Annotated in this window: 19 protein-coding genes; 8 read left to right on the top strand and 11 right to left on the bottom strand. The window is 71.6% G+C overall.

Features of this window, described 5'->3' with window-relative positions:
* Positions 1–46 precede the first annotated feature (46 nt).
* On the top strand, positions 47–1,981 hold the full coding sequence (locus tag ACLZOT_RS12825) for a ricin-type beta-trefoil lectin domain protein (protein ID WP_416968955.1): 1,935 nt from the start codon (positions 47–49) through the stop codon (positions 1,979–1,981).
* Positions 1,982–2,303: 322 nt separating this feature from the next.
* Positions 2,304–3,257, top strand: coding sequence for a hypothetical protein (locus ACLZOT_RS12820; RefSeq protein WP_416968954.1), 954 nt, complete (start codon positions 2,304–2,306; stop codon positions 3,255–3,257).
* A 3-nt stretch (positions 3,258–3,260) separates the two neighbouring features.
* Here ACLZOT_RS12820 and ACLZOT_RS12815 read toward each other — a convergent pair whose 3' ends face one another.
* Entirely contained in the window at positions 3,261–3,626 is a 366-nt protein-coding gene (locus tag ACLZOT_RS12815; protein WP_416968953.1) for a nuclear transport factor 2 family protein, read from the bottom strand.
* A gap of 167 nt (positions 3,627–3,793) precedes the next feature.
* Here ACLZOT_RS12815 and ACLZOT_RS12810 point away from each other — a divergent pair, with 167 nt between their 5' ends.
* Positions 3,794–4,102 (top strand): hypothetical protein, encoded by a 309-nt coding sequence (locus ACLZOT_RS12810; RefSeq protein ID WP_416968952.1) that lies wholly within the window; start codon positions 3,794–3,796, stop codon positions 4,100–4,102.
* A gap of 94 nt (positions 4,103–4,196) precedes the next feature.
* Here the strand turns inward: ACLZOT_RS12810 and ACLZOT_RS12805 are convergent, their stop codons facing one another.
* The 9 genes from ACLZOT_RS12805 to ACLZOT_RS12765 all read right to left on the bottom strand — a co-directional run bounded on the left by ACLZOT_RS12805 (position 4,197) and on the right by ACLZOT_RS12765 (position 15,051).
* Entirely contained in the window at positions 4,197–5,354 is a 1,158-nt protein-coding gene (locus tag ACLZOT_RS12805) for a type III PLP-dependent enzyme (RefSeq protein WP_416969067.1), read from the bottom strand.
* A gap of 5 nt (positions 5,355–5,359) precedes the next feature.
* Positions 5,360–7,057: an IucA/IucC family protein gene (locus ACLZOT_RS12800; RefSeq protein ID WP_416968951.1), complete on the bottom strand. Its 1,698-nt coding sequence runs from the start codon at positions 7,055–7,057 to the stop codon at positions 5,360–5,362.
* The gene (locus ACLZOT_RS12795; RefSeq protein WP_416968950.1) at positions 7,057–8,232 is read right to left on the bottom strand and encodes an MFS transporter; all 1,176 of its coding nucleotides are present in this window, start codon (positions 8,230–8,232) and stop codon (positions 7,057–7,059) included. Before ACLZOT_RS12795 ends, ACLZOT_RS12800 begins: the two co-directional genes overlap by 1 nt.
* Positions 8,229–9,806, bottom strand: a complete 1,578-nt coding sequence (locus ACLZOT_RS12790) for an IucA/IucC family protein (RefSeq protein ID WP_416968949.1) — start codon at positions 9,804–9,806, stop codon at positions 8,229–8,231. Before ACLZOT_RS12790 ends, ACLZOT_RS12795 begins: the two co-directional genes overlap by 4 nt.
* A gap of 131 nt (positions 9,807–9,937) precedes the next feature.
* Positions 9,938–11,098 (bottom strand): ATP-grasp domain-containing protein, encoded by a 1,161-nt coding sequence (locus ACLZOT_RS12785; RefSeq protein WP_416968948.1) that lies wholly within the window; start codon positions 11,096–11,098, stop codon positions 9,938–9,940.
* Between the two features lie 114 nt (positions 11,099–11,212).
* The gene (locus ACLZOT_RS12780) at positions 11,213–12,244 is read right to left on the bottom strand and encodes an ABC transporter substrate-binding protein (RefSeq protein ID WP_416968947.1); all 1,032 of its coding nucleotides are present in this window, start codon (positions 12,242–12,244) and stop codon (positions 11,213–11,215) included.
* Positions 12,245–12,272: 28 nt separating this feature from the next.
* Entirely contained in the window at positions 12,273–13,079 is an 807-nt protein-coding gene (locus ACLZOT_RS12775; protein ID WP_416968946.1) for an ABC transporter ATP-binding protein, read from the bottom strand.
* Complete coding sequence (locus ACLZOT_RS12770) at positions 13,079–14,086, bottom strand: FecCD family ABC transporter permease (RefSeq protein WP_416968945.1); 1,008 nt, start codon at positions 14,084–14,086, stop codon at positions 13,079–13,081. The genes ACLZOT_RS12775 and ACLZOT_RS12770 overlap by 1 nt, the downstream gene beginning before the upstream one ends.
* On the bottom strand, positions 14,083–15,051 hold the full coding sequence (locus ACLZOT_RS12765; RefSeq protein WP_416968944.1) for a FecCD family ABC transporter permease: 969 nt from the start codon (positions 15,049–15,051) through the stop codon (positions 14,083–14,085). The genes ACLZOT_RS12770 and ACLZOT_RS12765 overlap by 4 nt, the downstream gene beginning before the upstream one ends.
* 197 nt (positions 15,052–15,248) lie before the next feature.
* Between ACLZOT_RS12765 and ACLZOT_RS12760 the strand changes: the two genes are divergently transcribed.
* On the top strand, positions 15,249–15,953 hold the full coding sequence (locus ACLZOT_RS12760) for a (2Fe-2S)-binding protein (protein WP_416968943.1): 705 nt from the start codon (positions 15,249–15,251) through the stop codon (positions 15,951–15,953).
* Here ACLZOT_RS12760 and ACLZOT_RS12755 read toward each other — a convergent pair.
* The gene (locus ACLZOT_RS12755; RefSeq protein WP_416968942.1) at positions 15,950–17,710 is read right to left on the bottom strand and encodes an ABC transporter ATP-binding protein; all 1,761 of its coding nucleotides are present in this window, start codon (positions 17,708–17,710) and stop codon (positions 15,950–15,952) included. The two genes, ACLZOT_RS12760 and ACLZOT_RS12755, sit on opposite strands and share 4 nt — an antisense overlap.
* A gap of 114 nt (positions 17,711–17,824) precedes the next feature.
* Between ACLZOT_RS12755 and ACLZOT_RS12750 the strand changes: the two genes are divergently transcribed.
* From ACLZOT_RS12750 to ACLZOT_RS12735, 4 genes are all read left to right on the top strand, one after another.
* Positions 17,825–18,913, top strand: coding sequence for an S-(hydroxymethyl)mycothiol dehydrogenase (locus ACLZOT_RS12750; RefSeq protein WP_416968941.1), 1,089 nt, complete (start codon positions 17,825–17,827; stop codon positions 18,911–18,913).
* Positions 18,913–19,542: an MBL fold metallo-hydrolase gene (locus ACLZOT_RS12745; RefSeq protein ID WP_416968940.1), complete on the top strand. Its 630-nt coding sequence runs from the start codon at positions 18,913–18,915 to the stop codon at positions 19,540–19,542. The genes ACLZOT_RS12750 and ACLZOT_RS12745 overlap by 1 nt, the downstream gene beginning before the upstream one ends.
* 63 nt (positions 19,543–19,605) lie before the next feature.
* Positions 19,606–20,556: an SDR family oxidoreductase gene (locus tag ACLZOT_RS12740; RefSeq protein ID WP_416968939.1), complete on the top strand. Its 951-nt coding sequence runs from the start codon at positions 19,606–19,608 to the stop codon at positions 20,554–20,556.
* A gap of 114 nt (positions 20,557–20,670) precedes the next feature.
* Positions 20,671–21,366, top strand: coding sequence for a L,D-transpeptidase family protein (locus tag ACLZOT_RS12735; RefSeq protein WP_416968938.1), 696 nt, complete (start codon positions 20,671–20,673; stop codon positions 21,364–21,366).
* Positions 21,367–21,463: the final 97 nt, after the last annotated feature.

The following is a 21,463-nucleotide window of genomic DNA, read 5'->3' as shown; positions in this document are numbered from 1 at the left end:
AAATCCCGTACGGGCTGCCGCTTCCCCCCGACCTTTACGGAGCCGCATGTACGCCCCACTTCTGCGCCGGTGCAGATCCCTCGCCGCCCTCGTCCTGACCGCCGCAGCCGCCCTCGTCTTCGTCCAGCCGGCCCCCGCCCAGGCCGCGACCTCGCGCCAGATCGCTGTACCGAGCGCGCCCATGGGCTGGGCCTCCTGGAACAGCTTCGCCGCGAAGATCGACTACAGCGTGATCAAGCAGCAGGTCGACGCGTTCGTCGCGGCCGGGCTGCCGGCGGCCGGGTACCAGTACGTCAACATCGACGAGGGCTGGTGGCAGGGCACCCGCGACGCCGCCGGGAACATCACCGTCGACGAGTCCGAGTGGCCCGGCGGGATGGCCGCCATCGCCGACTACATCCACAGCAAGGGCCTCAAGGCGGGCATCTACACCGACGCCGGGAAGGACGGCTGCGGGTACTACTACCCGACCGGCCGCCCCGCCGCGCCCGGCTCCGGCAGCGAGGGCCACTACGACCAGGACATGCTCCAGTTCTCGAAGTGGGGCTTCGACTTCGTGAAGGTCGACTGGTGCGGCGGCGACGCGGAGGGCCTCGACCCGGCGACGACGTACCGGGCCATCAGCGACTCCATCGCCCGCGCGACCGCCGCCACCGGCCGCCCGATGACCCTGTCGCTGTGCAACTGGGGCCGCAAGAACCCCTGGAACTGGGCGCCCGGCCAGGGCGCGATGTGGCGCACCAACGACGACATCATCATCTACGGCAACAAGCCGTCCATGACCAACCTGCTCACCAACTTCGACCGGAACCTGCACCCCACCGCGCAGCACACCGGCTACTACAACGACCCCGACATGCTGATGACCGGCATGGACGGCTTCACCGCCGCGCAGAACCGCACCCACATGAACCTCTGGGCGATCTCCGGCGCACCCCTCCTGGCGGGCAACAACCTCGCGACGATGACCGCCGAGACGGCCGCCATCCTCAAGAACCCCGAGGTCATCGCCGTCGACCAGGACCCGCGCGGCCTCCAGGGCGTCAAGGTCGCCGAGGACACCACCGGCCTCCAGACGTACGGCAAGGTCCTCGCCGGCACCGGCAACCGCGCCGTCGTCCTCCTCAACCGCACCTCCGCCGCCGCGAACATCACCGTCCGCTGGTCCGACCTCGGCCTCACCGACGCGAGCGCCACGGTCCGCGACCTGTGGACGCGCTCCAACATCGGCTCCTCCAGCGGCAGTCACACCGCGAACGTCCCCGCGGGCGGCTCGGTCATGCTCACCGTCACCGGCGGCACGGAGGCCGCGTCCAGCGTCTACACCGGTACGTCGTCCTTCGCGAACGTCTCCGTGGGCTCGACCGGTGTCAAGGTCGTCGACGTCGCGTACGTCAACAACACCTCGTCCGCCCGCACGGCCACGCTCAGCGTCAACGGCCAGCACACCACGGCGGTCTCCTTCCCGCCGACCGGCGCGTCCCAGGGCACGATCAGCCTCCAGGTGTCCCTGGCGAAGGGCTCCGCCAACACCCTGAGCTTCACGGGGGCACCGACCCTGGCCGACATCACGGTACGGCCGCTGCCGGGGACGAACGGCACGGAGATCACCGGCACCCAGTCCGGCCGCTGCCTCGACATCGACGACAACACGATCGGCAACGGCACCCAGGCCCAGCTCTGGGACTGCAACGCCGGCCAGAACCAGACCTGGACCTACACCGCCCGCAAGGAACTCGTCGTCTACGGCAACAAGTGCCTCGACGCGTACAACCTCGGCACCACCAACGGCACCAAGGTCGTCATCTGGGACTGCAACGGCCAGAACAACCAGAAGTGGAACGTCAACTCCGACGGCACGATCACCAACGTCAACGCGAACCTCTGCCTCGACGCGAACGGGGCGGCGACGGCGAACGGCACGCAGTTGGTCCTGTGGACCTGCAACGGCCAGTCCAACCAGAAGTGGACGCGTAACTAGGTGAGCCGGGGGCGCCTCCGCTGCCGACCGGAGGCGCCCCCACCTCGCGGCCGACCGGCCGCGGTCACGGTCTGGTTGGGCGGCCGGACGTGACGTCCGTTCCCCGGCCCGGGTGGGCGACCTGCGACGGAGCGCTCCGCGCCGGTCACGACCCGGGGCAGGGTAAACCAGTTGGCCGGTGGGGTGGGGGTGGTGAGAATCCGGGGTGATGGATGTTTTCGTGTGCGGGGGGTGTGGGGCCGGACTCACGGTTCCTGTCGAGGAAGTGGCGTTGCCGGCGCATGCGCGGCAGCGTGCGGGGCACTGGTTGCTGCCTGTGCTCATGGAGCACGGCACCTACGCGGTCGACCCCGAACCCTTCGGCGGACCCTGGCGGCGGTGGGCCGAGGTCGGGGACGAGGAGGCGGCGGCGCGTGGGGTGTTCGCGCCGGTCGAAGTGGTGTCGTACGGCCCTGCGGGAGCCGTCGTCGTCGCGCCGGGAGACGTCCGGGGGACGGTGCTCATTCCTGAACAGTGCGAGGGCTGCTGCTTCGGGATCAGCGGAGCGACCGGTCCGAACCTGGCCTGCGAGGCGTGCGGACGGGAGGTGGCCACCCGCGTCGACGACTGCTCGCTCTGGCAGGGCGTATGGCTGGACCCGAGATCGGTACGCCGGGTGCGAGGGCCTCGGCCCGGGGTGGCGGGCTGGGACGAACTGGCGACGCGGTGGAGCGCGGCCCCCTTGATCGAGTCGCACCGGATCTGGTGGTCCGGGACCGGCCTCGTCGACACCTGGAGCCTTCGGTGGGCGGCGGCAGCCGGAGTGGCGCTGGTCGACCTGCTGATCGCGGCCGACGCCGAACCCGTGGGGCTCCCGGGCGACAGCCTGCTCACGGAGCTGTTCGGCACCGCCCTCGACCGGTTCCTCCCGGCCGGACGGCCGACGCGCACCGTCGGCCTCGCCGGGCCCGGCGTCGACTCCGGCGCCGACATCGTCGTCGTCCCGGTCCATCCGCAGACCGGCGAGGCATGGCGGCCGGAGCGGACGGCCGGGGCGGTGCCGCTGGACGCGGAGGTGTGGCTGCATCTGGCGTTCGGCGCTCCCGAGTGGGAGTCGCTGCCGGTGCCCGCGAGCGGGGGAATGCCCGAAGGGGTGTGGCGGGACTACTCGTGGCCGAGACCTCCTGGCACCAGCCTGCTCCGGCTGGACCCGTGGGTGTTCCTGCACCGTCTCGCCCGCCACCCCGCCGTCCGCGAACCGTGGCTGCGGGCCATCTACGACCAGGGGTTCTTCTGAGCCTCAGCCGCTCTCCTCGTCCCACGCCTGCACCATCGTCTGGCGGACGATCTTGCCGTCCCGCAGGGACACCGCCGACTCGGCGAGGACGCGTGTGCCGTCGGCGTACCGGCAGGACTCCGTGTAGGCGAGTTCGTCGCCCTGGACGACGCAGTGTTCGAGCTTGTGGGTCATGTCCCGGCTGTAGACGTCGGCGAGCATCTCGGCGATCTGACCACGCCCGTGCAGGACGAGGGGGTGGCTGGGCTGGGTGTTGCGGTCGATGACGTGGATCTCGGCGTCGTCGGCGTAGAGGGCCAGCAGCGTGTCGGGGCTGGTCGACTCCTCGATGCCACGGCGGAGGGTCTCGGTGTCGAAGGTGGTGCCCATGGCGATGACCTCCTGAGGAGGGCCACGGGCCGAGACGGGGACGGCCCGTAGGGCCCCCACCCTTACGAGCGTCCTCCGCCCCGGCGCACCCGGCAACCGCTCAGCCTGTCGGGTGAGCGCCGGTCACGACCCGTTACCGCACGGGTGCTCGCCGCGTTGCTGAGGGCATGATCTCGACTCGACGCATGCTCGCCGCCGCCGCTCTCGCCGCCGGTGTCGCCGGCCTCGCCGCCCCGGCAGCGAACGCCGCGGACGCCGTTCCCATGGACGACGGCAAGCTCAACCCGATCGCCCTGCTCGACGACCTCGCCGTCAGCGACATCCCCGCCGAACACCGGGACAAGATGCCGAGTGTGTCCGGCCAGGTCAGCGAGGTGAAGAAGCTCGGCGGCATCCCGAACGAGCTGGGCCAGCTGCACCAGCTCACCGACCTCGCGGCCCCCGTCACGGGGCTGCTTCCGGCCGTCGAGGGCTGAACGGCCAGGGCCGCAGGGCCGCCCGGAGAGACTTCCGGGCGGCCCTGCGCCATGCTCGGCGCGGAGAGGCAGCGCAGGGCCTCAGCCCAGGGCCTCAGTTCAGGAACCGGAACCCCGGCCGCGGATGCATCAGGAACTCGTGGTGGGAGATGTTCCACGCGTACGCCCCGGCCATCGAGAACGCCACCCGGTCCCCGGCCCGCAGCCCCGCCGCCGGTACACCCCGGGCCAGCAGATCCTTCGGCGTGCACAACTGCCCGGCCAGCGTGACCAGTTCACCGGAGGCTGCGGCACGGGGCCACGGATGCGCCCACTCCTCGACCGGCAGCACCGCGCACGGCTGGTCGTGCCCCTTGGTGGCGGGCGTCCGCAGATGATGCGTCCCCCCACGGACGACCGCGAAGTCCTCGCCGTGACTGCGCTTCACGTCCAGCACCTCGGTGACGTACCACCCGCAGTACGCGGTGAGCGCCCGCCCCGGCTCGATCCGCAGCGTCAACTCCGGGTGGGCGTCGGCGATTTCCCCCAGCCCCTTGCCGTACGCGACCCAGTCGAACCGCCGCTCGGGATCCCCGTAGTCGACGGCCATCCCGCCCCCGACGTTGACCTCCGCCAGAGGCACCCCGATCCCGGCGGCCCACTCCACGACGGCCCCGGCGACGGCGACCTGCGCGAAAGCGTCCAGCCCGCTCGCCAAGTGCGCGTGGATCCCCACGAGTTCGAGATTCCCGTACGCCCCGGAGGCGAGCCCCCGTGCGACGGCCGCAGCCCGCGCCGGATCCATGCCGAACGGCGTCGGCCGCCCGCCCATCGCGAGCTGACTGCCCGTCAACGACCCGTCGGGCACAGCGAGGTTGACCCGGGGCAGCACCGACACCCGGCGCCCGCCCGCGAGCGAGGCCAGCATCGACAGCTCGTACTCGCTCTCGACGTGGAACCGCTCGACCCCGGCGTCCAGCGCGCCCCGCACCTCGTCCGGCGTCTTCCCCGGCCCCCCGAACGCCAGCGGCCGACCGGGCACCGCCCGCGCCACATGGGCGAGTTCACCCCCGGACGACACCTCGTACCCGTCGACGTACGGCCCCAGCGCGGCCAGGATCTCCGCCTCGGGATTGGCCTTGGCGGCGTAGTACACCTCGACCCGGGGCGGCAACGCCCCCCGGACGGCGGCGGCATGCTCGCGCAACGCCGCCAAGTCGTACACGTACGACGGGAGTTCAGCGGCAGGCAGGGACAGCGCGTACTCGTGCACCCGGTTCACCGGCCCACGCTCCCCGCGAGAAGGGACTCCGCCAGCGGCGAGGCCAGCCGTACGTACCCCGCCTCCCGGTCCGCCTTGCGCTCCCAGCGGGTGAGGAGGTTCGCCTTCGCGGGCAGCGGCACTCCGGCGAGGAGCGCGGCGAGCCTCGGCGGGCGGCCGTGGTGTGCGGCGTACCGCTCGACGGAGGCGCGCACCCGCGCCCACAACTCGCCCTCCAGGGACGGGTGCAGGTCGGCGAGCGCGGCGAGGAGTTCGGCGACGTGGTTGACGAACAGGCAGTACACGACCCGGTCCCAGCCGCGCAGCGCGTCGTACGTCATGGGGTCCGCGACGTCCGGGGGAAGCTCGGCGAGGACGTCGGAGTGGTACTCGGGGAGCAGCTTCGTGCCCTCCAGGTCACGGAAGAGGACCTGCGCGGGCAGCCCGGTGGGGCCGACGCAGACGAGGACGTTCTGGAGGTGGGGTTCCAGGACGAGCCCGTGGTCGAAGTAGGCGGCGAGGACGGGCGGGAGCAGCAGGTCCAGGTACGCCGACCACCAGGCGAGGGCCGTCTCGGGGGAGCCGTCCGGCAGGAGCCGCGAGATCTGCGCGCCGCCCGTCGGGAACTCGTCGGCGACGGCCGCGGCGAGGAGCGCGGTGGTCCCGGGGGCCAGCCGCCGGGGCAGCCCTTCGCGGACGATCACCCCGAACCCCTCCAGCAGCTCCCGGTCGGGCATGCCGTCGGGGCCGGGCAACGCGAGGGAACGGTAGGCGGGTTCACGCAGCACGGCCGCCCCCGGGAACCGGTCCGCGAGGTCGGCGAGCGCGGGCGCCAGCAGCCGGGTCAGGGCCACCGCGCCGGTCAGCTCGTAACTGCTGTTCTTGCGCAGGCAGTTGGTGATCCGCACGTTCAGGCTGAACTTGAGGAACGTCTCCCCGTCGTACAGGGTCCGCACGGACGCCGTCGCGGCGAACTCCCGGCCACCGGTACCGAGATCGAGCACGTCACCACGCTCCGACGCGGCCAGCAGCAAGGGGTGTTCGCGCAGGAACGCGTACTGCCACGGGTGCACCGGCAGCAGCCGGTACCCCTCGGGCACCTCCCGCAGCCCGTCCAGCGCCTCGGGCGCCCACGCCTCCGCGCTCTCCTCGGCGATCAACTCCGGCCGCACGGCGAGGTGTCGGAGCGGGAACGCGGCACCGGCCTCCGGCGCGAACGCGGCCCAGTCGCGAGGATCCCCCGTACGGGCCTTGGGCGTCGGATGGAACCGGTGCCCGAAGAGCAACGACTGCTCGGAGGCGAGGTAGGGATCGTCGGCGGCCTTGCCGGGTACGCCGGTCAGCGCCGCCTCGATCGCGTCGTGACCGGACACGACCTGCGCGAGGAACTCCTCGTTGCGCACGCCGGTCCTGAGGGACAGCTCGTCCTGGGTGAGTTCGGCGAGCCGGCGCCAGCCGATCTCCGCCCAGCCGTCCCCGCGCCGCTCGGTGACGGGCCCGGTGAACCGGTGGGCGCCGAGGAGGGAGGTCCGCCGCAGGGCGACCCGCAGGAGAACGCCCCGGCGGGGCAGGCGCAGCAGCAGGTGCCCGTCGTCGACGACGTTCTGGTGCTCGGGCCCGGACACCTCGCGCAGCAGGCAGTTGAGGAGGGTGTGGGCCACGGCCCGGTCGGCGGTGGGGAGTTCGACGGGGGTGGAGGCTGTGAGGGAGTGCATCAACGGCTCCAGCGGGTACGGGGTGCGAGGAAGAGGGTCGCGAGGGCGGCGGCGGCCGCGGCGGCGCCCCCGGTGAGGACGGGGGCCGCCGGGCCGAAGCGGGCGCTGCCCACGGCGGCGGCGACACCGGCGGCGACCGCGCCGGCCTTGGAGAAGAACTCCAGCGACCCGAACATCCCGCCGGGCGCCCGGCCGTGAGCGCAGTCGGCGGCGAGGACGGAGAGACAGACGAGCCCCAGGGTGAGCCCCGCGCCGAGCACGAGCCGCACGAGGACCAGCGAGGTCAGCGACCCCGCGACCCCGTGCCCGGCCAGCCCGAGCGCGATCAGTACGAACCCCAGCGCGAGCCCGCCGAGCGGCCGCTCCCGGAACGCCGAGTGCACCGGCAACGCCGCGACCAGGTAACAGAGATGGGGCAGTGCGAACAGCACCCCGGACAGCGCCGACGACGTCCCGGGCACCCGCTCGTCGACCAGGGAGATGAGGTAGGGGAAGGAGATGACGGTGGAGAACACGAACGCGCACTCCAGCGTGTACAGCACCCGCAGCGAGACGAGAGGCGTGTGCTCGACGGCCGACTCGGCCCGACGCGCGGCCTGTTGACCCCGCTCCGGCTCGGGCAGCAGCGCCAGGAGTACGGCCGCCGTCAGCGGCAGCACGGCCAGCAGCGCGTACTGCCGGTGCGGCGACAGCCACCCCGACAGCGAACCGACCACGATCGGCGCCGCCACCAGCGCCGCCCGCGCGCTGCCCTGCATCAGCGTGAGCGCCCGCGACAGCGCGGGCCCCTCCAGTGCGGCGCCCAGGTAGCCGTTGGACGCGGCGAAGGTCCCGCCCAGGATGCCCTGGAGGACGAGCGCCAGCGTGAACGTGAGCAGCGAGTCCGCCCACCCCGCGAGCAGGAACGACACCGTGAGCCCCAACTGCGCCCGCAGCAGCAGCCGTTTACGCCCGAACCGGTCCGCGAGCCGCCCCCACAAGGGGGCACCCAGCGCGCCGAACACCGTCGGCACGACATACAGCACCCCGGCCCAGCGGGCCTTCTCGTCCCCCAGCTCCGGGAGGATCTCGGTGAGATACGGCGGCAGGCCCAGCGCGGCGAACGACGCGACGAAGTAGCACCCCGCCACCGCGTACACCTGAGCGCGCCCGGAGTCGGTGCCCGTGGTGCTCATGAGCCGTCCCGCAGCAGGTAGTTGGGGCCGTCGGTGTAGTGCTTGTTCACGTCGGCCGCCCCGGACCGCTCCTTGGAGAGCAGCGTCCCGGCGGACACCATCGCCTTGACCGGCAGCCGGGGGGCCTCCAGCACCCGCTTGCGCAGCACGTCCGCCGCGTCCCCGCCCAGCCGCTCGACGGCCTCGGCGAGCCGGTCGCGGACCAGGTCCAGCAGCTCGGGGTCGTCGAGCCCGAACGCGTAGGCGCCGGCGCAGAGATGAAGCGTGATGGTCGTGAAGACGTCGGCGATCGGGCCGTCGTCCGTGGTGAAGGTGCGGGGGTCGTCGAAGGCCGGAACCCCGGAGAGCCGCGCGGTGTTGATCCGCGGCCCGTCGTTGTCCTTGAACAGCAGCTTCGCCCGGCCCTGTCCGAAGACCACGGAGACGTTCTGCTGGTGCGACTCCAGGGCGACGCCGTACCCGAAGAGGGTGGTGTGCCAGTCGAACAGCAAGGTCAACAGGGTGTCGAAGAGGGCGAGTCGGTCCCCCGCGAAGTGCCGTTCGGCGAGGTGGTCGACCACCGGACAGCCACTGGGCGCCTCCGCGAGCAGCGCGGCGAGCGGTACGGCCGTCTCGCTCGGCTGGCGTCGGCACAGGACCGCGAGGAGTTCGTGTCCGGCGTGCGCGTACGTCGTCTCGTCGGCGTGCGACACGCTGTCCCGGAACCGGGGTTCACGCTCCAGCACCGATTCCACGAGCCGCTGGCCCGCGGCGCCGTCCACCAGCGTGCCCGGCTTGATCGAGCGCTTGTTGCGCAGGCCCAGCGTCGAGGTGGCGAGGGGGAGTTTGAGGTGGAGGGAGGGGTCGTCGAGGACGGCGACCGTACGCATGGAGAGGGTGGGGACGACGTCCAGGTAGGCGGTGCCGGAGAGGACCACGCCGGGTGGGAGGGCGTCCACGGTCAACGGGTGGACAGGGAACGGGACATGAGTGTCCGTCAGCTCCGGCAGGCCCAGCGCGTCGAGGGCCGGCCAGATCTCGGGCAGTGTGCCGCTGAGGGTGACCGTCTCGCGGGGGACCGCGACCCACCTCAGGGTGAAGCGGGGGTGGAACTCGGGGGCGTACAGCCGCAGTTGCTCGGGGGACAGGCCCGCGCGGCCCCGTGCCGTCGGGTAGACCGGGTGGTCGAGGCGGGCAGCGAGGGTGTCGAGGGCGAGCGTGGGCCAGTCGGCAGGGTCGTCGCCGTACCGCTCGGCGAGGGTGCGCAGGACCGGGGTCCGGGTCTCCTCGTGCAGCCGTACCGTCTGCGCCGTCTGCCGGAACTCCTCCGCGAAGGCGTCGAACCCGGGACGGTCCTCGGGGTCGGCGAGGTCACGCAGGGCGGCCAGGACGGTGTCGTAGGAGGTGAGTTCGGCGCCGTCCCGGACGAGCAGGGGGAGGCGGGCGGCGAAGTCGCTCTGGAAACCGTCGGGTTCGACGGGCAGGAGGAGGCCGGCACGGCGGATCCAGAGGCCGTCGGGGTGCTCCTCCAGGTCGCCGAGGGTACGCAGCCCCACGACGTCCTCGCGGAGCAACGCGGACAGGACCCGGAGCATCAACTCCGGGCTTGCGGCGGGCTGTTGAGCGTGTCGCGCCCGTGCAGCCGTTTCTTGGGCCAGCCCGGCCCGCGCCGCTGTTTCTCGCGCCGGCCCAGCGCCCGGAGCGGCCTCTCGCCCCGACTCCGCGCTCACGCCTCGATCTCCCAGCGCTGAGCGGCCAGGAACTCCGCCGCCGCACGGTCCACGGTCGCCTGGTCGGTCCCGGTGGCCCGGAGGACCCCCAGATAGTCCCGGTTGGTCCGGTACAGGGGGTGCGTCGAGCCGACGGCCCGCAGCGGGCGGTACGCCAAGTGCACGCCGTCCACATCGAGTTCGGCGGCCTCGGGGGCCGAGACGAGCGCGCCTCCCCGATCCGCGCAGGGGTAGTCGAGCCGAGCGGCACCGTCACGCCGGACGCCGAGGTCGCCGGGCAGAGCGGCCCCCAGATGCACCTGAAGGACGTGCTCGAACAGGGGCACGCCCAACAGCCGGGCCAGCAGCAGATCACACTGATCGCCGATGGCCCGGTAGTTGACCTCGATGATCCGAGCGCGCCCCTCGTGCACGACGAACTCGGTGTGGCATATCCCGAACCCGACACCCAGGGCGTCCAGTTGGGCAAGCACCTGCTCGACGACCGGCGCGGGATGCTCCGCGACGAACGTCATCCGCTCCTCGATGAAGAACGGCGGCGGCGAGACCTCGGTGTGGAACCCGCCCAGCACATGCAGGACATGCCCGTCCCCGAGCGTCTCCAGGGTGTACAGCTCGCCGGGAAGGTACTCCTCGACGACCAGCACACCCCCCGGCCGCCGGGCGAAGATCTCCTCGGACCGGGCCACCAGCTCTTCCGGACCACCGACCAGGACGACATCTTCGCTGGCGACCCCTTCACGCGGCTTGACCACGCAGGGATAGGGCGCGTCCAGAGCGACCGGCGCGGAGATCTCCGCGGACCAGACGGCGTCGACACCGTGCGCCGCCAGCTGCCGTCGCATCTCCGCCTTGTCCTTGCACCGCAACGCGGCCCGCCAGTCCTTCCCGGGGAGCCCGAAGTAGGAGGCGGCGAGGGCGGCTTGGACCTGAAGGTGATCGCTGTTGGTGAAGATCCCGTCGGGCCGGTGATGCCGGGAGATCCGCGAGACGACCTCGCGGAAATCCCGTACGTCACACGCCAGTACCTCCGGTCCGGCGTAGGACTGGGGTTGATCGGTAAGGATCGTCACCTCTATGCCGAGCCGAGCGGCAGCGGGCAGGAATCCATCGGTGACGGAATCGGTGGGGTTGAGAGCGAGGAGGTACAGGCGCATGAGTGGGGGGCTTCCGCTGAAGACGTGGGGGAGTGGAGAAACCTGGGGGCGCGGGGAACTGCGCGACCAGCCCGAACGGACCCGCAGTCGCCCCACAGCCGTCGGAATCACTTGCTACTGCGCGGCCGGCAGCGTGACCCCGGTGGCCTTGGCCACGTCCTTGAGCATCTGCTCGGCGGCCTGGACGCCGATGCCGGACATCCACGTCTCGTCCGGGACGTTGAACACCTTGCCGCCCTTGACGGCCGGCAGGTCCTTCCACACGGGGTTGGACGTGACCTGCTTCTCCTGGGTCTTGTCCGGGGTGTCGGCGGTCGTCACGAAGATCAGGTCGGCGTCGGCCTGGTCGATCTGCTCGGGGCTGACGTCCTTCATCGTCACCTTGGGGTCGTTCGACATCTGGGAGGCGGGCCGCCGGAACCCGATGTCGTTCAGGACGATCCCGCTGTAGGAGTTGGACTGGTAGAGCCGCGTGGGCCCGGCGATGAACCGCACCACGGAAGCGACGGGCATGGTCCCGCCGTCCTTCTTCTTGATCTCCGCGCCGAGGGCGGCGGCCTGCGTCTCGTACTTCTTCAGCGCGGCGGCGGCCTCGGACTCAAGGCCCAACGCCTGCGCGTGCACGGCGAGGTTCTGCTTCCAGACCCCGCCGGTGGTCTCCGTGAACACGGTCGGCGCGATGGCGCTCAACTTGTCGTAGATCTTCTCGTGCCGGACCTTGGACGACAGGATGAGGTCGGGCTTGAGGGAGGCGATCTTCTCCAGGTTGGGTTCGAGCAGCGGCCCGACGTCCTGGGTCCCGCCCAACTCGCCCTTGAGGTACGTCGGGAAGCCGCCCTCGGTCTTGAAGTGCGGCGGCACGGCCCCGACGGGGTCGAGGCCGAGGAGCGTGACGTCGTCCAGCTCGCCCGTGTCGAGGACGACGACCCGCTTCGGCTTGGACGGGATCTTGACCTCGCCCATGGCGGTCCTGACGGTCCGGGGGAAGCCCGCGGAGTCGGCGGCGGCAGAGGCGTCGGCCTTGGGGGAATCGTTTCCGCTGTCACTGCTGCCGCAGCCGGTCAGGACGACCGCGCCGAGGACGACAGCGACCGGAACGGCCTTGAGGCGGCCGATTCCGCGCAGGGAGGAGCGCATGGTGAACATGGGGGGTTGAACTTTCCTGTAGAAGGGTTCAGTCGCGGGCGGCGTGCCGCGCCGCGCTGCTCTTGGGAATGACCAGCGGGGTGCCGGTCTCCGGATCGGGGACGATCCGGCAGTCGACGTCGAACACGGACTTCACGAGGTCCGCGTCGAGCACGTCGGACGGCGCCCCGGCGGCGGCCAGGCGGCCGTCCTTGAGGACGACCATGTGGTCGGCGTACCGGGCGGCCTGCCCGAGGTCGTGCAGGACCATGACGACGGTCCGCCCGGCGTCCGCGTGCAGGTCGGCGACCAGGTCGAGGACGTCGAGCTGGTGGCGCAGGTCGAGGAAGGTCGTCGGCTCGTCCAGCAGGAGCAGCTCCGTGTCCTGGGCCAACGCCAGCGCGATCCAGGCGCGTTGACGCTGGCCGCCGGAGAGCCGGTCGACGGCCCGGTCACGCAGCGGCGTCGTGCCGGTCCGCTCCAGAGCCTCGTCCACGGCCTTCTGGTCGGCGGCCGACCAGGGGCTCAGCAGCCGCTGGTGCGGGTACCGGCCGAGCCGGACGAGCGCCTCGACGGTGATCGCCTCGGGCGTGACCGGCTGCTGCGGGAGCAGGCCCATCCGGCGGGCCAGGGTCCGCGCGTCCATGCGGTGGATGTCGGAACCGTCGAGCGTGACCGTGCCGGCGGCGGGCGCCAGGAGGCGGCTCAGCCCCCTCAACAGGGTTGATTTCCCGCAGGCGTTGGGGCCGACGATCGCCGTGACCGCCCCGCCGGGGATCGTCAGGTCGAGGCCGTCGACGATCGTCCGGTCGCCGTAGCGCAGTGCGAGGCCCTCGGTGGTGAGCTGGTTGGTCATCAGGAGTTCCTCTTCACGTTCACGGGCGAGGACTGGCGGAGCATCAGCACCAGCAGCCAGGGCGCCCCCAGGGTCGCGGTGACCGCGCCGACGGGCAGCCCCTCGACCGGCAGGAGGTGCTGGACGACGAGGTCGGAGGCGAGCAGCAGGACGGCGCCGGTGAGCGCGGCGAGCGCGAGCGTCACGGCCGTGGGAGGTCCCGTCAGGAAGCGCACGATGTGCGGGACGGCGAGCGCGACGAAGGTCACGGGCCCGGCGAGTGCGGCGGCGAGGGATGCCAATACGACGGCGAGGACGAGGAGTTGGAGGCGGGCCCGGGAGGTGTTGAGGCCGAGCGCGCCCGCCGAGTCGTCCCCGAGGTCGAGGACCGCGAGCCGCCGGTTCATCACCAGGGCCACGGCGAGCGCGAGGACCATCGCGGCCGTACCGCCCCACACCTCGGTCCACGTCCGCCCGTACACCGAGCCGGTCGTCCACTGGAGCGCCGAGCCGGCCAGCTCCGCCGGGAAGCGGACGATCATCAGGTTGACGGCCGCCGCGAGCGCCGCCTGCACGGCGAGCCCGGTGAGGACCAGGCGGGTCACCGAGACGGAACCCCAGCTGAAGACGCCCAGCAGGAGCGCGGCGAGGAGGCCGCCGCCGAGCGCGCCCAGCGGGATCAGGGTCTGCGTGGCACCGGCCGCGAGCAGCGACACCGCGCCGAGGGACGCGCCGCCCGTGACGCCCATGACGTCCGGGGAGGCGAGCGGGTTGCGGAAGAGGCGTTGCAGCACGCACCCGGCCGCGCCGAGCCCGGCACCCGCGACGATCGCCGCGAACGCGCGGGGCGCCCGGAACTCCTGGACGACCAGGACGTCCCCGGAGTCCCCGAGCCCGACCAGCGCGCGCAGCGCCGTACCGGCCGGGATCGACATCGTGCCGGTGGTCAGCGAGATGGTCAGCAGGACGAGGAGGGTGGCGAGGCCGGTGCCCGCGAAGAGCAGGACGCGGCTGCGGTAGGCGCTCATCGGGCCACCTTCCGGGCGAGGAAGGCCAGCAGCGGGGCGCCCAGGAAGGCGGTGACGATGCCGACTTCGAGCTCCGAGGGGCGGATCACCAGACGGCCCAGGATGTCGGCGGAGAGCAGCAGGATCGGGCCCGCGAGGAGGCAGCCGGGCACCAGGAGGCGGTGGTCGCCGCCGAGGAAGGGGCGGACGAGGTGGGGCGCGGCCAGTCCGATGAACGCGAGCGGGCCCGCCACGGCGACCGAGGACCCCGCGAGCAGCACGACCGCGATGCCGCCCGCGAGCCGCACCTTGCCGACCGGGACGCCGAGCGCCGCCGCCGAATCGTCGCCCAGCGCGAGGGTGTTGAGCGCCGGGGAGACCGCGAGGGCGACGACCAGGCCGAGAACCAGCGTCGGCAGCACCTGCCACAGCGCGGACAGCGGGCGCTCCGCGAGCGAGCCGGCCAGCCAGAAGCGGGCCTCGTCCAGGGTGCGCTGGTTGAGGAGCATGACCGCCGACGTCCAGGAGATCAGCACGAGTTGGAGGACCGTGCCGCCAAGTGCCAGGCGTACGGGGTCGATGTCGCCCGAGCGGCGGGCCAGGGCCTGCGCGAAGAGGGCGGCCGCGGCGGCGCCGGCGAAGGCGAACCAGACGTATTCGACAGGGTCGTCGAGCCCGAGGGCGTAGATCGCGACCACGACGGCGAACCCGGCGCCCGCGTTGATGCCGAGGGTTGTCGGCGAGGCGAGGGGGTTGCGGGTGATGCCCTGTGCGACCGCGCCGGCGACGCCGAGCGCGGCGCCGACGAACAGGCCGATCACCGTGCGCGGCAGGCGCAGGCCCGTCACGACCAGCGCGTCACGGCCGTGCGCGTCGCGGAACAGCGCGTCCGCCACCGTCGACAGAGGAACGGAGCGGGCGCCGAGCGCGAGGCTCAGCGCGGTGCACAGCACCAACGCGGCGGTTCCCAGGAGGAACAGGGACATGTGCCGAAAGGCACGGGAGGGCACACCGGTGGGTGGTGTGCCCCGAAGAGTCGCAGTCACGAGCGGTGAGCTTAGGTTAGGCTTCCTTTAGTTTTCAACCGCCTGTGGAATCACTGTGATCTTTCTTGCGATCTTCACACCCTACGTCGCGGTTGGGAACACCCCCAGCCGGAAAAATCGTCCCCGTGGAGCACCGCATGCCCGTCGCCGAGGTCCTGCACCGCCTCACCGCCCTCTGCGACGTCCTCGACGTCCGGATCACCCCCGACGACCCCGCCGGCACCGACCTCCTCACCGACACCGCCGCCTTCGTCGACGCCGAGGCCGCCCGCATCCACGACCGCTACGGCGTCACCGTCCCCCGCCACGTCGCCGCCTCCCGCGCCCTCCACGACTACGCCTGGTCCGCCGCGCTGCTGATGAGCGGCCCTTGGTTCCTCGAACGCCGGGTCCCGCTGATCCGCCCCCAGGACATCCGCGCCGACCTCACCACCGCCTCCTACCGGGTACGACCGGCCGGCTCGGACGCCCCCGGCAGCCTCCTCGACGCCCTCACCACCCACATGGAACCGGTGCTGGCCGCGTTCGCCCCGCTCACCCGGCGCGGTTCGCGGGCCCTGTGGGGGATGGTCGGCGACGACCTGGTCTCCGGACTCTGGTACCTGGGACGGGTGTTGGACCGCGAGGACGACGGCATCCGCGCCGCGAGCGAGATCCTCCCCGGCCCCGTCGGCCGCTTCCCGGCAGGCGCCGGATTCCGCAACCTGACCGCCGCCGACGGCAGTTGCCACCCGACTCGCACCCGCGCCGGATGCTGCATGTTCTACGCGGTACGCCCGGCCGAGGCATGCGGCACCTGCCCGCGCACCTCCGACGCCGAACGCCTGCGCAGGCTCGGCTAGTTCACCGATTGCGCCGGTGAATCCCCCGCCGCCAAGAACTGCGTCGCCGCCAACTCCGCGTACAGCGGGTCCCCGTCCACGAGTTCACGGTGCGTACCCACCGCCCGCACCCGCCCCGCGTCCATCACGACGATCCGGTCCGCCATCGTCACCGTCGACAGCCGGTGCGCGACCACCAGAACCGTCGTCGAACGCGCCACGTCCGCGACCGTGTCCCGCAGCGCCGCCTCGTTCACCGCGTCCAGCTGGGACGTCGCCTCGTCCAGCATCAGCAGCCGGGGCCGCCGCAGCAACGCCCGCGCGATGGCGACCCGTTGGCGCTCACCCCCGGACAACTTGGTCCCCCGGTGCCCCACCAACGTCTCCAGCCCCTGCGGGAGCCGCTCCACCAGCCCGTCCAACCGCGTTGTCTTCAGGACCCGTTGGACGGCCGCCTCGTCCGCGTCCGGGTTGCCGAGCAGCAGGTTGTCCAGCAGGGACCCCGACAGGACCGGCGCGTCCTGCTCCACGTACCCGATGGCCGACCGGAGTCCGGGCAGATCCCAGTCACCGAGCGGACGCCCGTCCACCGTGACGACGCCCTCCTCGGGGTCGTAGAACCGCTCGATCAGCGAGAACACCGTCGTCTTGCCCGCGCCCGACGGACCCACGAACGCCGTCATGCCCCGGGGCGGCACCGAGAACGTCACCCCGTGGTGCACGAACGGCAGGTCGTCGGCGTACCGGAAGCGGACGTCCGTGAAGGTCACCGAGGCCGGTTCGGCGTCGGAGGAGGGGAGCGGGGCCGGACGGGCCGACGGCTCGGCGGGCAGGGCCAGCGCCTCCTGGATCCGCGTCAGCGCCGCCGCACCCGTCTGGTACTGGGCGACCGCGCCCACCAACTGCTGGATCGGCGACATCAGATAGAACACGTACAGCAGGAACGCCACCAGCGTCCCGATCCCGATCGCCCCCGTCGCCACCCGCGCCCCGCCCACCGCGAGGACCGTGATGAACGCGACCTGGATCGCGAGCCCCGCCGTGTTCCCGGCCGCCGCCGACCACATCGCGGCCCGCACGCTCTGCCGCCACGACTCCTCGGCCGCCGCGTGCAACGCCTTCTCCTCACGGTGCTCGGCCCCCGACGCCTTCACCGTCCGCAGCGCGCCGAGCACCCGCTCCAGCGAGGCACCCATCACCCCGACCGCGTCCTGCGCGCGACGGCTCGCCCGGTTGATGCGCGGCACGATCAGCCCGATCACCAGCGCCGTGCACACCACCACCCCGAGCGTCACCGCCAGCAGCACCGGATCGACGAACCCCATCATCACGACCGTTGCCACCAGCGTCAGCCCGCCCGTCCCGAGGCCGACCAGCGAGTCCGTCGTCACCTCCCGCAGCAGCGTCGTGTCGGAGGTGATCCGCGCCATCAGATCGCCCGGCTCGGTCCGGTCGACGGCCGTGATCCGCAGCCGCAGCAGGTACGACGACAGCGCCTTGCGCGCGCCGAGCACCACGGACTCGGCGGTGCGCCGCAGCACGAACGAACCCAGGCCGCCCAGCACGGCGTTGAGGACCACGAGGCCCGTCATGAGCGCCAACGCGCCCGTGATCGCACGGTCGTTGGACAGGTCGGCTATCAACTCCCGTGCCACCAGCGGGAGGAGGAGGCCCGCGGCGCCGGTCAGCAGCGAGAGAATCGCTCCGGCGAACAGAGTCCAGCGATGCGGACGGACGTACCCGAGGAGGAGACGCCAGGGGGGAGTGGTCTGCTGCACGTCTCTCCTCGGTTCGTGGGATGCATCACCAGGCTACGGCCGACCGGATGTGACCCCGAGGGTGATCACTTCCGCGTAGGGTCGGATGCGGGACGTAAAGAAAGGGTCAGCACCATGCCACAGGAAGTACGTGGAGTCATCGCGCCGGGGAAGGACGAGCCGGTACGGGTCGAGACGATCGTCGTCCCGGACCCCGGTCCCGGTGAGGCCGTCGTCCGGATCCAGGCGTGCGGGGTCTGTCACACCGACCTGCACTACAAGCAGGGCGGCATCAACGACGAGTTCCCCTTCCTCCTCGGGCACGAGGCGGCAGGTGTCGTCGAGTCCGTCGGCGAGGGGGTGACCGACGTCGCTCCGGGTGACTTCGTGATCCTCAACTGGCGTGCGGTGTGCGGGAACTGCCGGGCCTGTCTGCGGGGTCGGCCGCAGTACTGCTTCAACACGCACAACGCCAAGCAGAAGATGACCCTCGCCTCGACGGGTCAGGAGCTGTCCCCGGCGCTCGGCATCGGCGCGTTCGCGGAGAAGACGCTCGTCGCCGCCGGGCAGTGCACGAAGGTCGACCCGTCCGTGTCCCCGGCCGTCGCCGGACTCCTCGGCTGCGGCGTGATGGCCGGGATCGGCGCCGCGATCAACACCGGTGGCGTCGGGCGCGGTGACAGCGTCGCCGTCATCGGCTGCGGCGGGGTCGGGGACGCGGCGGTCGCCGGGTCGGCGCTGGCCGGTGCCGGGCGGATCATCGCCGTGGACATCGACGAGCGCAAGCTCGCCAAGGCCCGCGAGCTGGGGGCCACGCACACCGTCAACTCCCGCGAGACGGACGCCGTGACGGCGATCCAGGAGCTGACCGGAGGGTTCGGCGCGGACGTCGTCATCGACGCGGTCGGCCGGCCGGAGACGTACAAACAGGCTTTCTACGCCCGGGACCTGGCCGGGACGGTCGTCCTCGTCGGCGTCCCCACACCGGAGATGAAGCTCGAACTCCCGCTCCTGGACGTCTTCGGGCGGGGCGGCTCGCTCAAGTCGTCCTGGTACGGGGACTGCCTGCCCTCCCGGGACTTCCCGATGCTCATCGACCTGCACCTCCAAGGCAGGCTCCCCCTCGACGCGTTCGTCACCGAGACCATCCAACTCGACGAGGTGGAGAAGGCGTTCGAGCGGATGCACCAGGGCGACGTCCTGCGCTCGGTGGTGGTCCTCTGATGGCCGCGCGCATCGAACGACTCGTCACCTCCGGGCAGTTCACCCTCGACGGGGGCACCTGGGACGTCGACAACAACGTCTGGATCGTCGGCGACGACCATGAAGTGATCGTCATCGACGCCGCGCACGACGCACAGGCCATCGCCGACGCGGTCGGCGACCGGCGGCTGACCGCGATCATCTGCACCCACGCCCACAACGACCACGTCAACGCGGCCCCCGCGCTCGCCGAGCTGACCGGGGCGCGGATCTGGCTGCACCCCGACGACCTTCCCCTGTGGAAGCTCGCGCACCCCGACCGCGACCCCGACGAGCACCTCGCCGACGGACAGGTCATCGAGGCCGCCGGAGCGGATCTGCGGGTCCTCCACACGCCGGGGCACGCACCGGGCGCGGTGTGCCTGTACGACCCCGCCCTCGGCGCCGTCTTCACGGGCGACACGCTGTTCGCGGGCGGGCCCGGGGCCACGGGGCGCTCCTTCTCCCACTTCCCGACGATCATCGACTCGATCCGTGACCGGCTCCTGGAACTCCCCGGCGAGACGCGGGTGCTGACCGGGCACGGGGACGAGTCGACGATCGGGGCGGAGGCGCCGCACCTGGAGGAGTGGATCGCGCGGGGGCACTGAAAGATCTGAGGTCGCTTGAATAGGCGACAGAAGGTGTCCGGTTTCCCGGGAATCCTCGTGCACATGAGCAAGAACGAGAACCCGGACACCCCTCAGCCCGACGACAAGCCCCTCCACGGCAAGGTCGCCCTCGTCGCCGGCGCCACCCGCGGCGCCGGCCGCGGGATCGCCGTAGAACTCGGTGCCGCCGGAGCCACCGTGTACGTCACCGGCCGCACCACCCGCACCCAGCGCTCCGAGTACGACCGTCCCGAGACCATCGAGGACACCGCCGACCTCGTCACGGAGGCGGGCGGCCGGGGGATCGCCGTCCCCACCGACCATCTGGTCCCCGCCCAGGTGAAGACGCTCGTCGAGCGCGTCGACGCCGAACAGGGCCGCCTGGACGTCCTGGTCAACGACATCTGGGGCGCCGAGAACATCGTCGAGTGGGACACGCCGGTCTGGGAGCACGACCTGGACAACGGGCTGCGGACGCTGCGGCTGGCGATCGACACGCACGCGATCACCTCCCACCACGCCCTCCCGCTCCTGCTGCGCCGGCCCGGCGGTCTGGTCGTCGAGATGACCGACGGCACCGCCGAGTACAACCGCGACAACTACCGCCTCAACTACTTCTACGACCTCGCCAAGGCGGCCGTCCTGCGCATGGGGTTCGCGCTCGGCCACGAACTCGCCCCGCACGGCGCGACGGGCCTGGTCCTCACCCCCGGCTGGATGCGCTCCGAGCTCATGCTGGAGCACTACGGCGTCCGCGAGGACAACTGGCGTGACGCGCTGGAGAAGGTCCCGCACTTCGCGATCTCCGAGACGACCCGCTACGTCGGCCGCGCGGTCGCGGCCCTGGCCGCCGACCCCGACGTCGCCCGCTTCAACGGCCGGTCCCTCTCCAGCGGCGGCCTGGCCCAGGAGTACGGCTTCACGGACCTCGACGGCAGCCGCCCCGACGCCTGGCGCTACCTGGTGGAAGTCCAGGACGCGGGGAAACCGGCGGACGTGTCCGGATATCGGTGATCCCGTGACCGACTGAGGGAAAGTTCACTGTTCTGTCACAGGGCCATGTGGGGTACAACCGACGTGTCCGAGCACGGGTCTAGACAGGCGAGGAACATCCCGAGGGAGGCAGGCATGGGGGACATACGCAGACGAGCCGCGGTCGTGGCGGGGGTCACGGGGCTTCTGGCACCGCTCACGATCGCGCTCGGGGCCGGCACGGCGCAGGCGGCGAGCTGTACGGCGTCGGCGGGGCCGTACCAGAAGCAGGTGGAGAAGTTCCTGGGGCGGCCGGTGGACGGGAAGCAGTCCAGTGCGGACTGCAAGGCGATCCAGGCGTTCCAGAACAAGCACGGCATCACCCCGAACATCGGGTACGCGGGTCCGGTCACCTGGGGCGTGATGGACCTCATGAACAAGCAGAAGGCCGTGGGGAGCAACCCCAACAAGGACGGCAAGTGCCCGACGAACAAGGGCCGGATCGCCTGCGTGAACCTGACGCTCCAGCTCAGCTGGATCCAGGACGGCAAGAAGCTGGTGTACGGGCCGGTGCCGGTGCGCAGCGGGCGGGACGGCTTCGAGACGCGTACGGGGCTGAAGAAGATCTACTGGCGGCATATCGACCACGTGTCGACGATCTACAACGTGCCGATGCCCTACAGCCAGTTCTTCGACGGCGGCCAGGCGTTCCACTCCGTGGGGATCAGCGTGTGGAACCCGCCGGGGTCGCACGGCTGCGTCAACATGACCACCGCGGCGGCGAAGAAGTACTGGTCGCTGCTGAGGAACGGGGACGACGTCTTCGTCTACGGGCGCAAGCCCGGCACCTGACGGGTCTCGCCGGCGGGTCTCGCTTTGAGGGGGGATCGCCTTTTTGTTCCGGGCAGTTGACGTGATCAGTAACACGGTCCGATATGCCCGGAATGAA

The sequence above is a fragment of the Streptomyces sp. 4F14 genome (genome assembly GCF_048159485.1).
In the GTDB taxonomy this organism is placed as follows: Bacteria; Actinomycetota; Actinomycetes; order Streptomycetales; family Streptomycetaceae; genus Streptomyces.
This window is presented reverse-complemented; position numbering and strand designations above follow the sequence as displayed.

Coding starts and splice junctions, on each gene's coding strand:
- ACLZOT_RS12825 (WP_416968955.1), top strand. CDS start 47: ATGTACGCCCCACTTCTGCGCCGGTGCAGATCCCTCGCCGCCCTCGTC.
- ACLZOT_RS12760 (WP_416968943.1), top strand. CDS start 15,249: ATGCCCGTCGCCGAGGTCCTGCACCGCCTCACCGCCCTCTGCGACGTC.
- ACLZOT_RS12745 (WP_416968940.1), top strand. CDS start 18,913: ATGGCCGCGCGCATCGAACGACTCGTCACCTCCGGGCAGTTCACCCTC.
- ACLZOT_RS12785 (WP_416968948.1), bottom strand. CDS start 11,098: ATGCGCCTGTACCTCCTCGCTCTCAACCCCACCGATTCCGTCACCGAT.
- ACLZOT_RS12800 (WP_416968951.1), bottom strand. CDS start 7,057: ATGCACTCCCTCACAGCCTCCACCCCCGTCGAACTCCCCACCGCCGAC.
- ACLZOT_RS12750 (WP_416968941.1), top strand. CDS start 17,825: ATGCCACAGGAAGTACGTGGAGTCATCGCGCCGGGGAAGGACGAGCCG.
- ACLZOT_RS12765 (WP_416968944.1), bottom strand. CDS start 15,051: ATGTCCCTGTTCCTCCTGGGAACCGCCGCGTTGGTGCTGTGCACCGCG.
- ACLZOT_RS12775 (WP_416968946.1), bottom strand. CDS start 13,079: ATGACCAACCAGCTCACCACCGAGGGCCTCGCACTGCGCTACGGCGAC.
- ACLZOT_RS12770 (WP_416968945.1), bottom strand. CDS start 14,086: ATGAGCGCCTACCGCAGCCGCGTCCTGCTCTTCGCGGGCACCGGCCTC.
- ACLZOT_RS12815 (WP_416968953.1), bottom strand. CDS start 3,626: ATGGGCACCACCTTCGACACCGAGACCCTCCGCCGTGGCATCGAGGAG.
- ACLZOT_RS12780 (WP_416968947.1), bottom strand. CDS start 12,244: ATGTTCACCATGCGCTCCTCCCTGCGCGGAATCGGCCGCCTCAAGGCC.
- ACLZOT_RS12735 (WP_416968938.1), top strand. CDS start 20,671: ATGGGGGACATACGCAGACGAGCCGCGGTCGTGGCGGGGGTCACGGGG.
- ACLZOT_RS12795 (WP_416968950.1), bottom strand. CDS start 8,232: ATGAGCACCACGGGCACCGACTCCGGGCGCGCTCAGGTGTACGCGGTG.
- ACLZOT_RS12790 (WP_416968949.1), bottom strand. CDS start 9,806: ATGCTCCGGGTCCTGTCCGCGTTGCTCCGCGAGGACGTCGTGGGGCTG.
- ACLZOT_RS12810 (WP_416968952.1), top strand. CDS start 3,794: ATGATCTCGACTCGACGCATGCTCGCCGCCGCCGCTCTCGCCGCCGGT.
- ACLZOT_RS12820 (WP_416968954.1), top strand. CDS start 2,304: ATGGAGCACGGCACCTACGCGGTCGACCCCGAACCCTTCGGCGGACCC.
- ACLZOT_RS12740 (WP_416968939.1), top strand. CDS start 19,606: ATGAGCAAGAACGAGAACCCGGACACCCCTCAGCCCGACGACAAGCCC.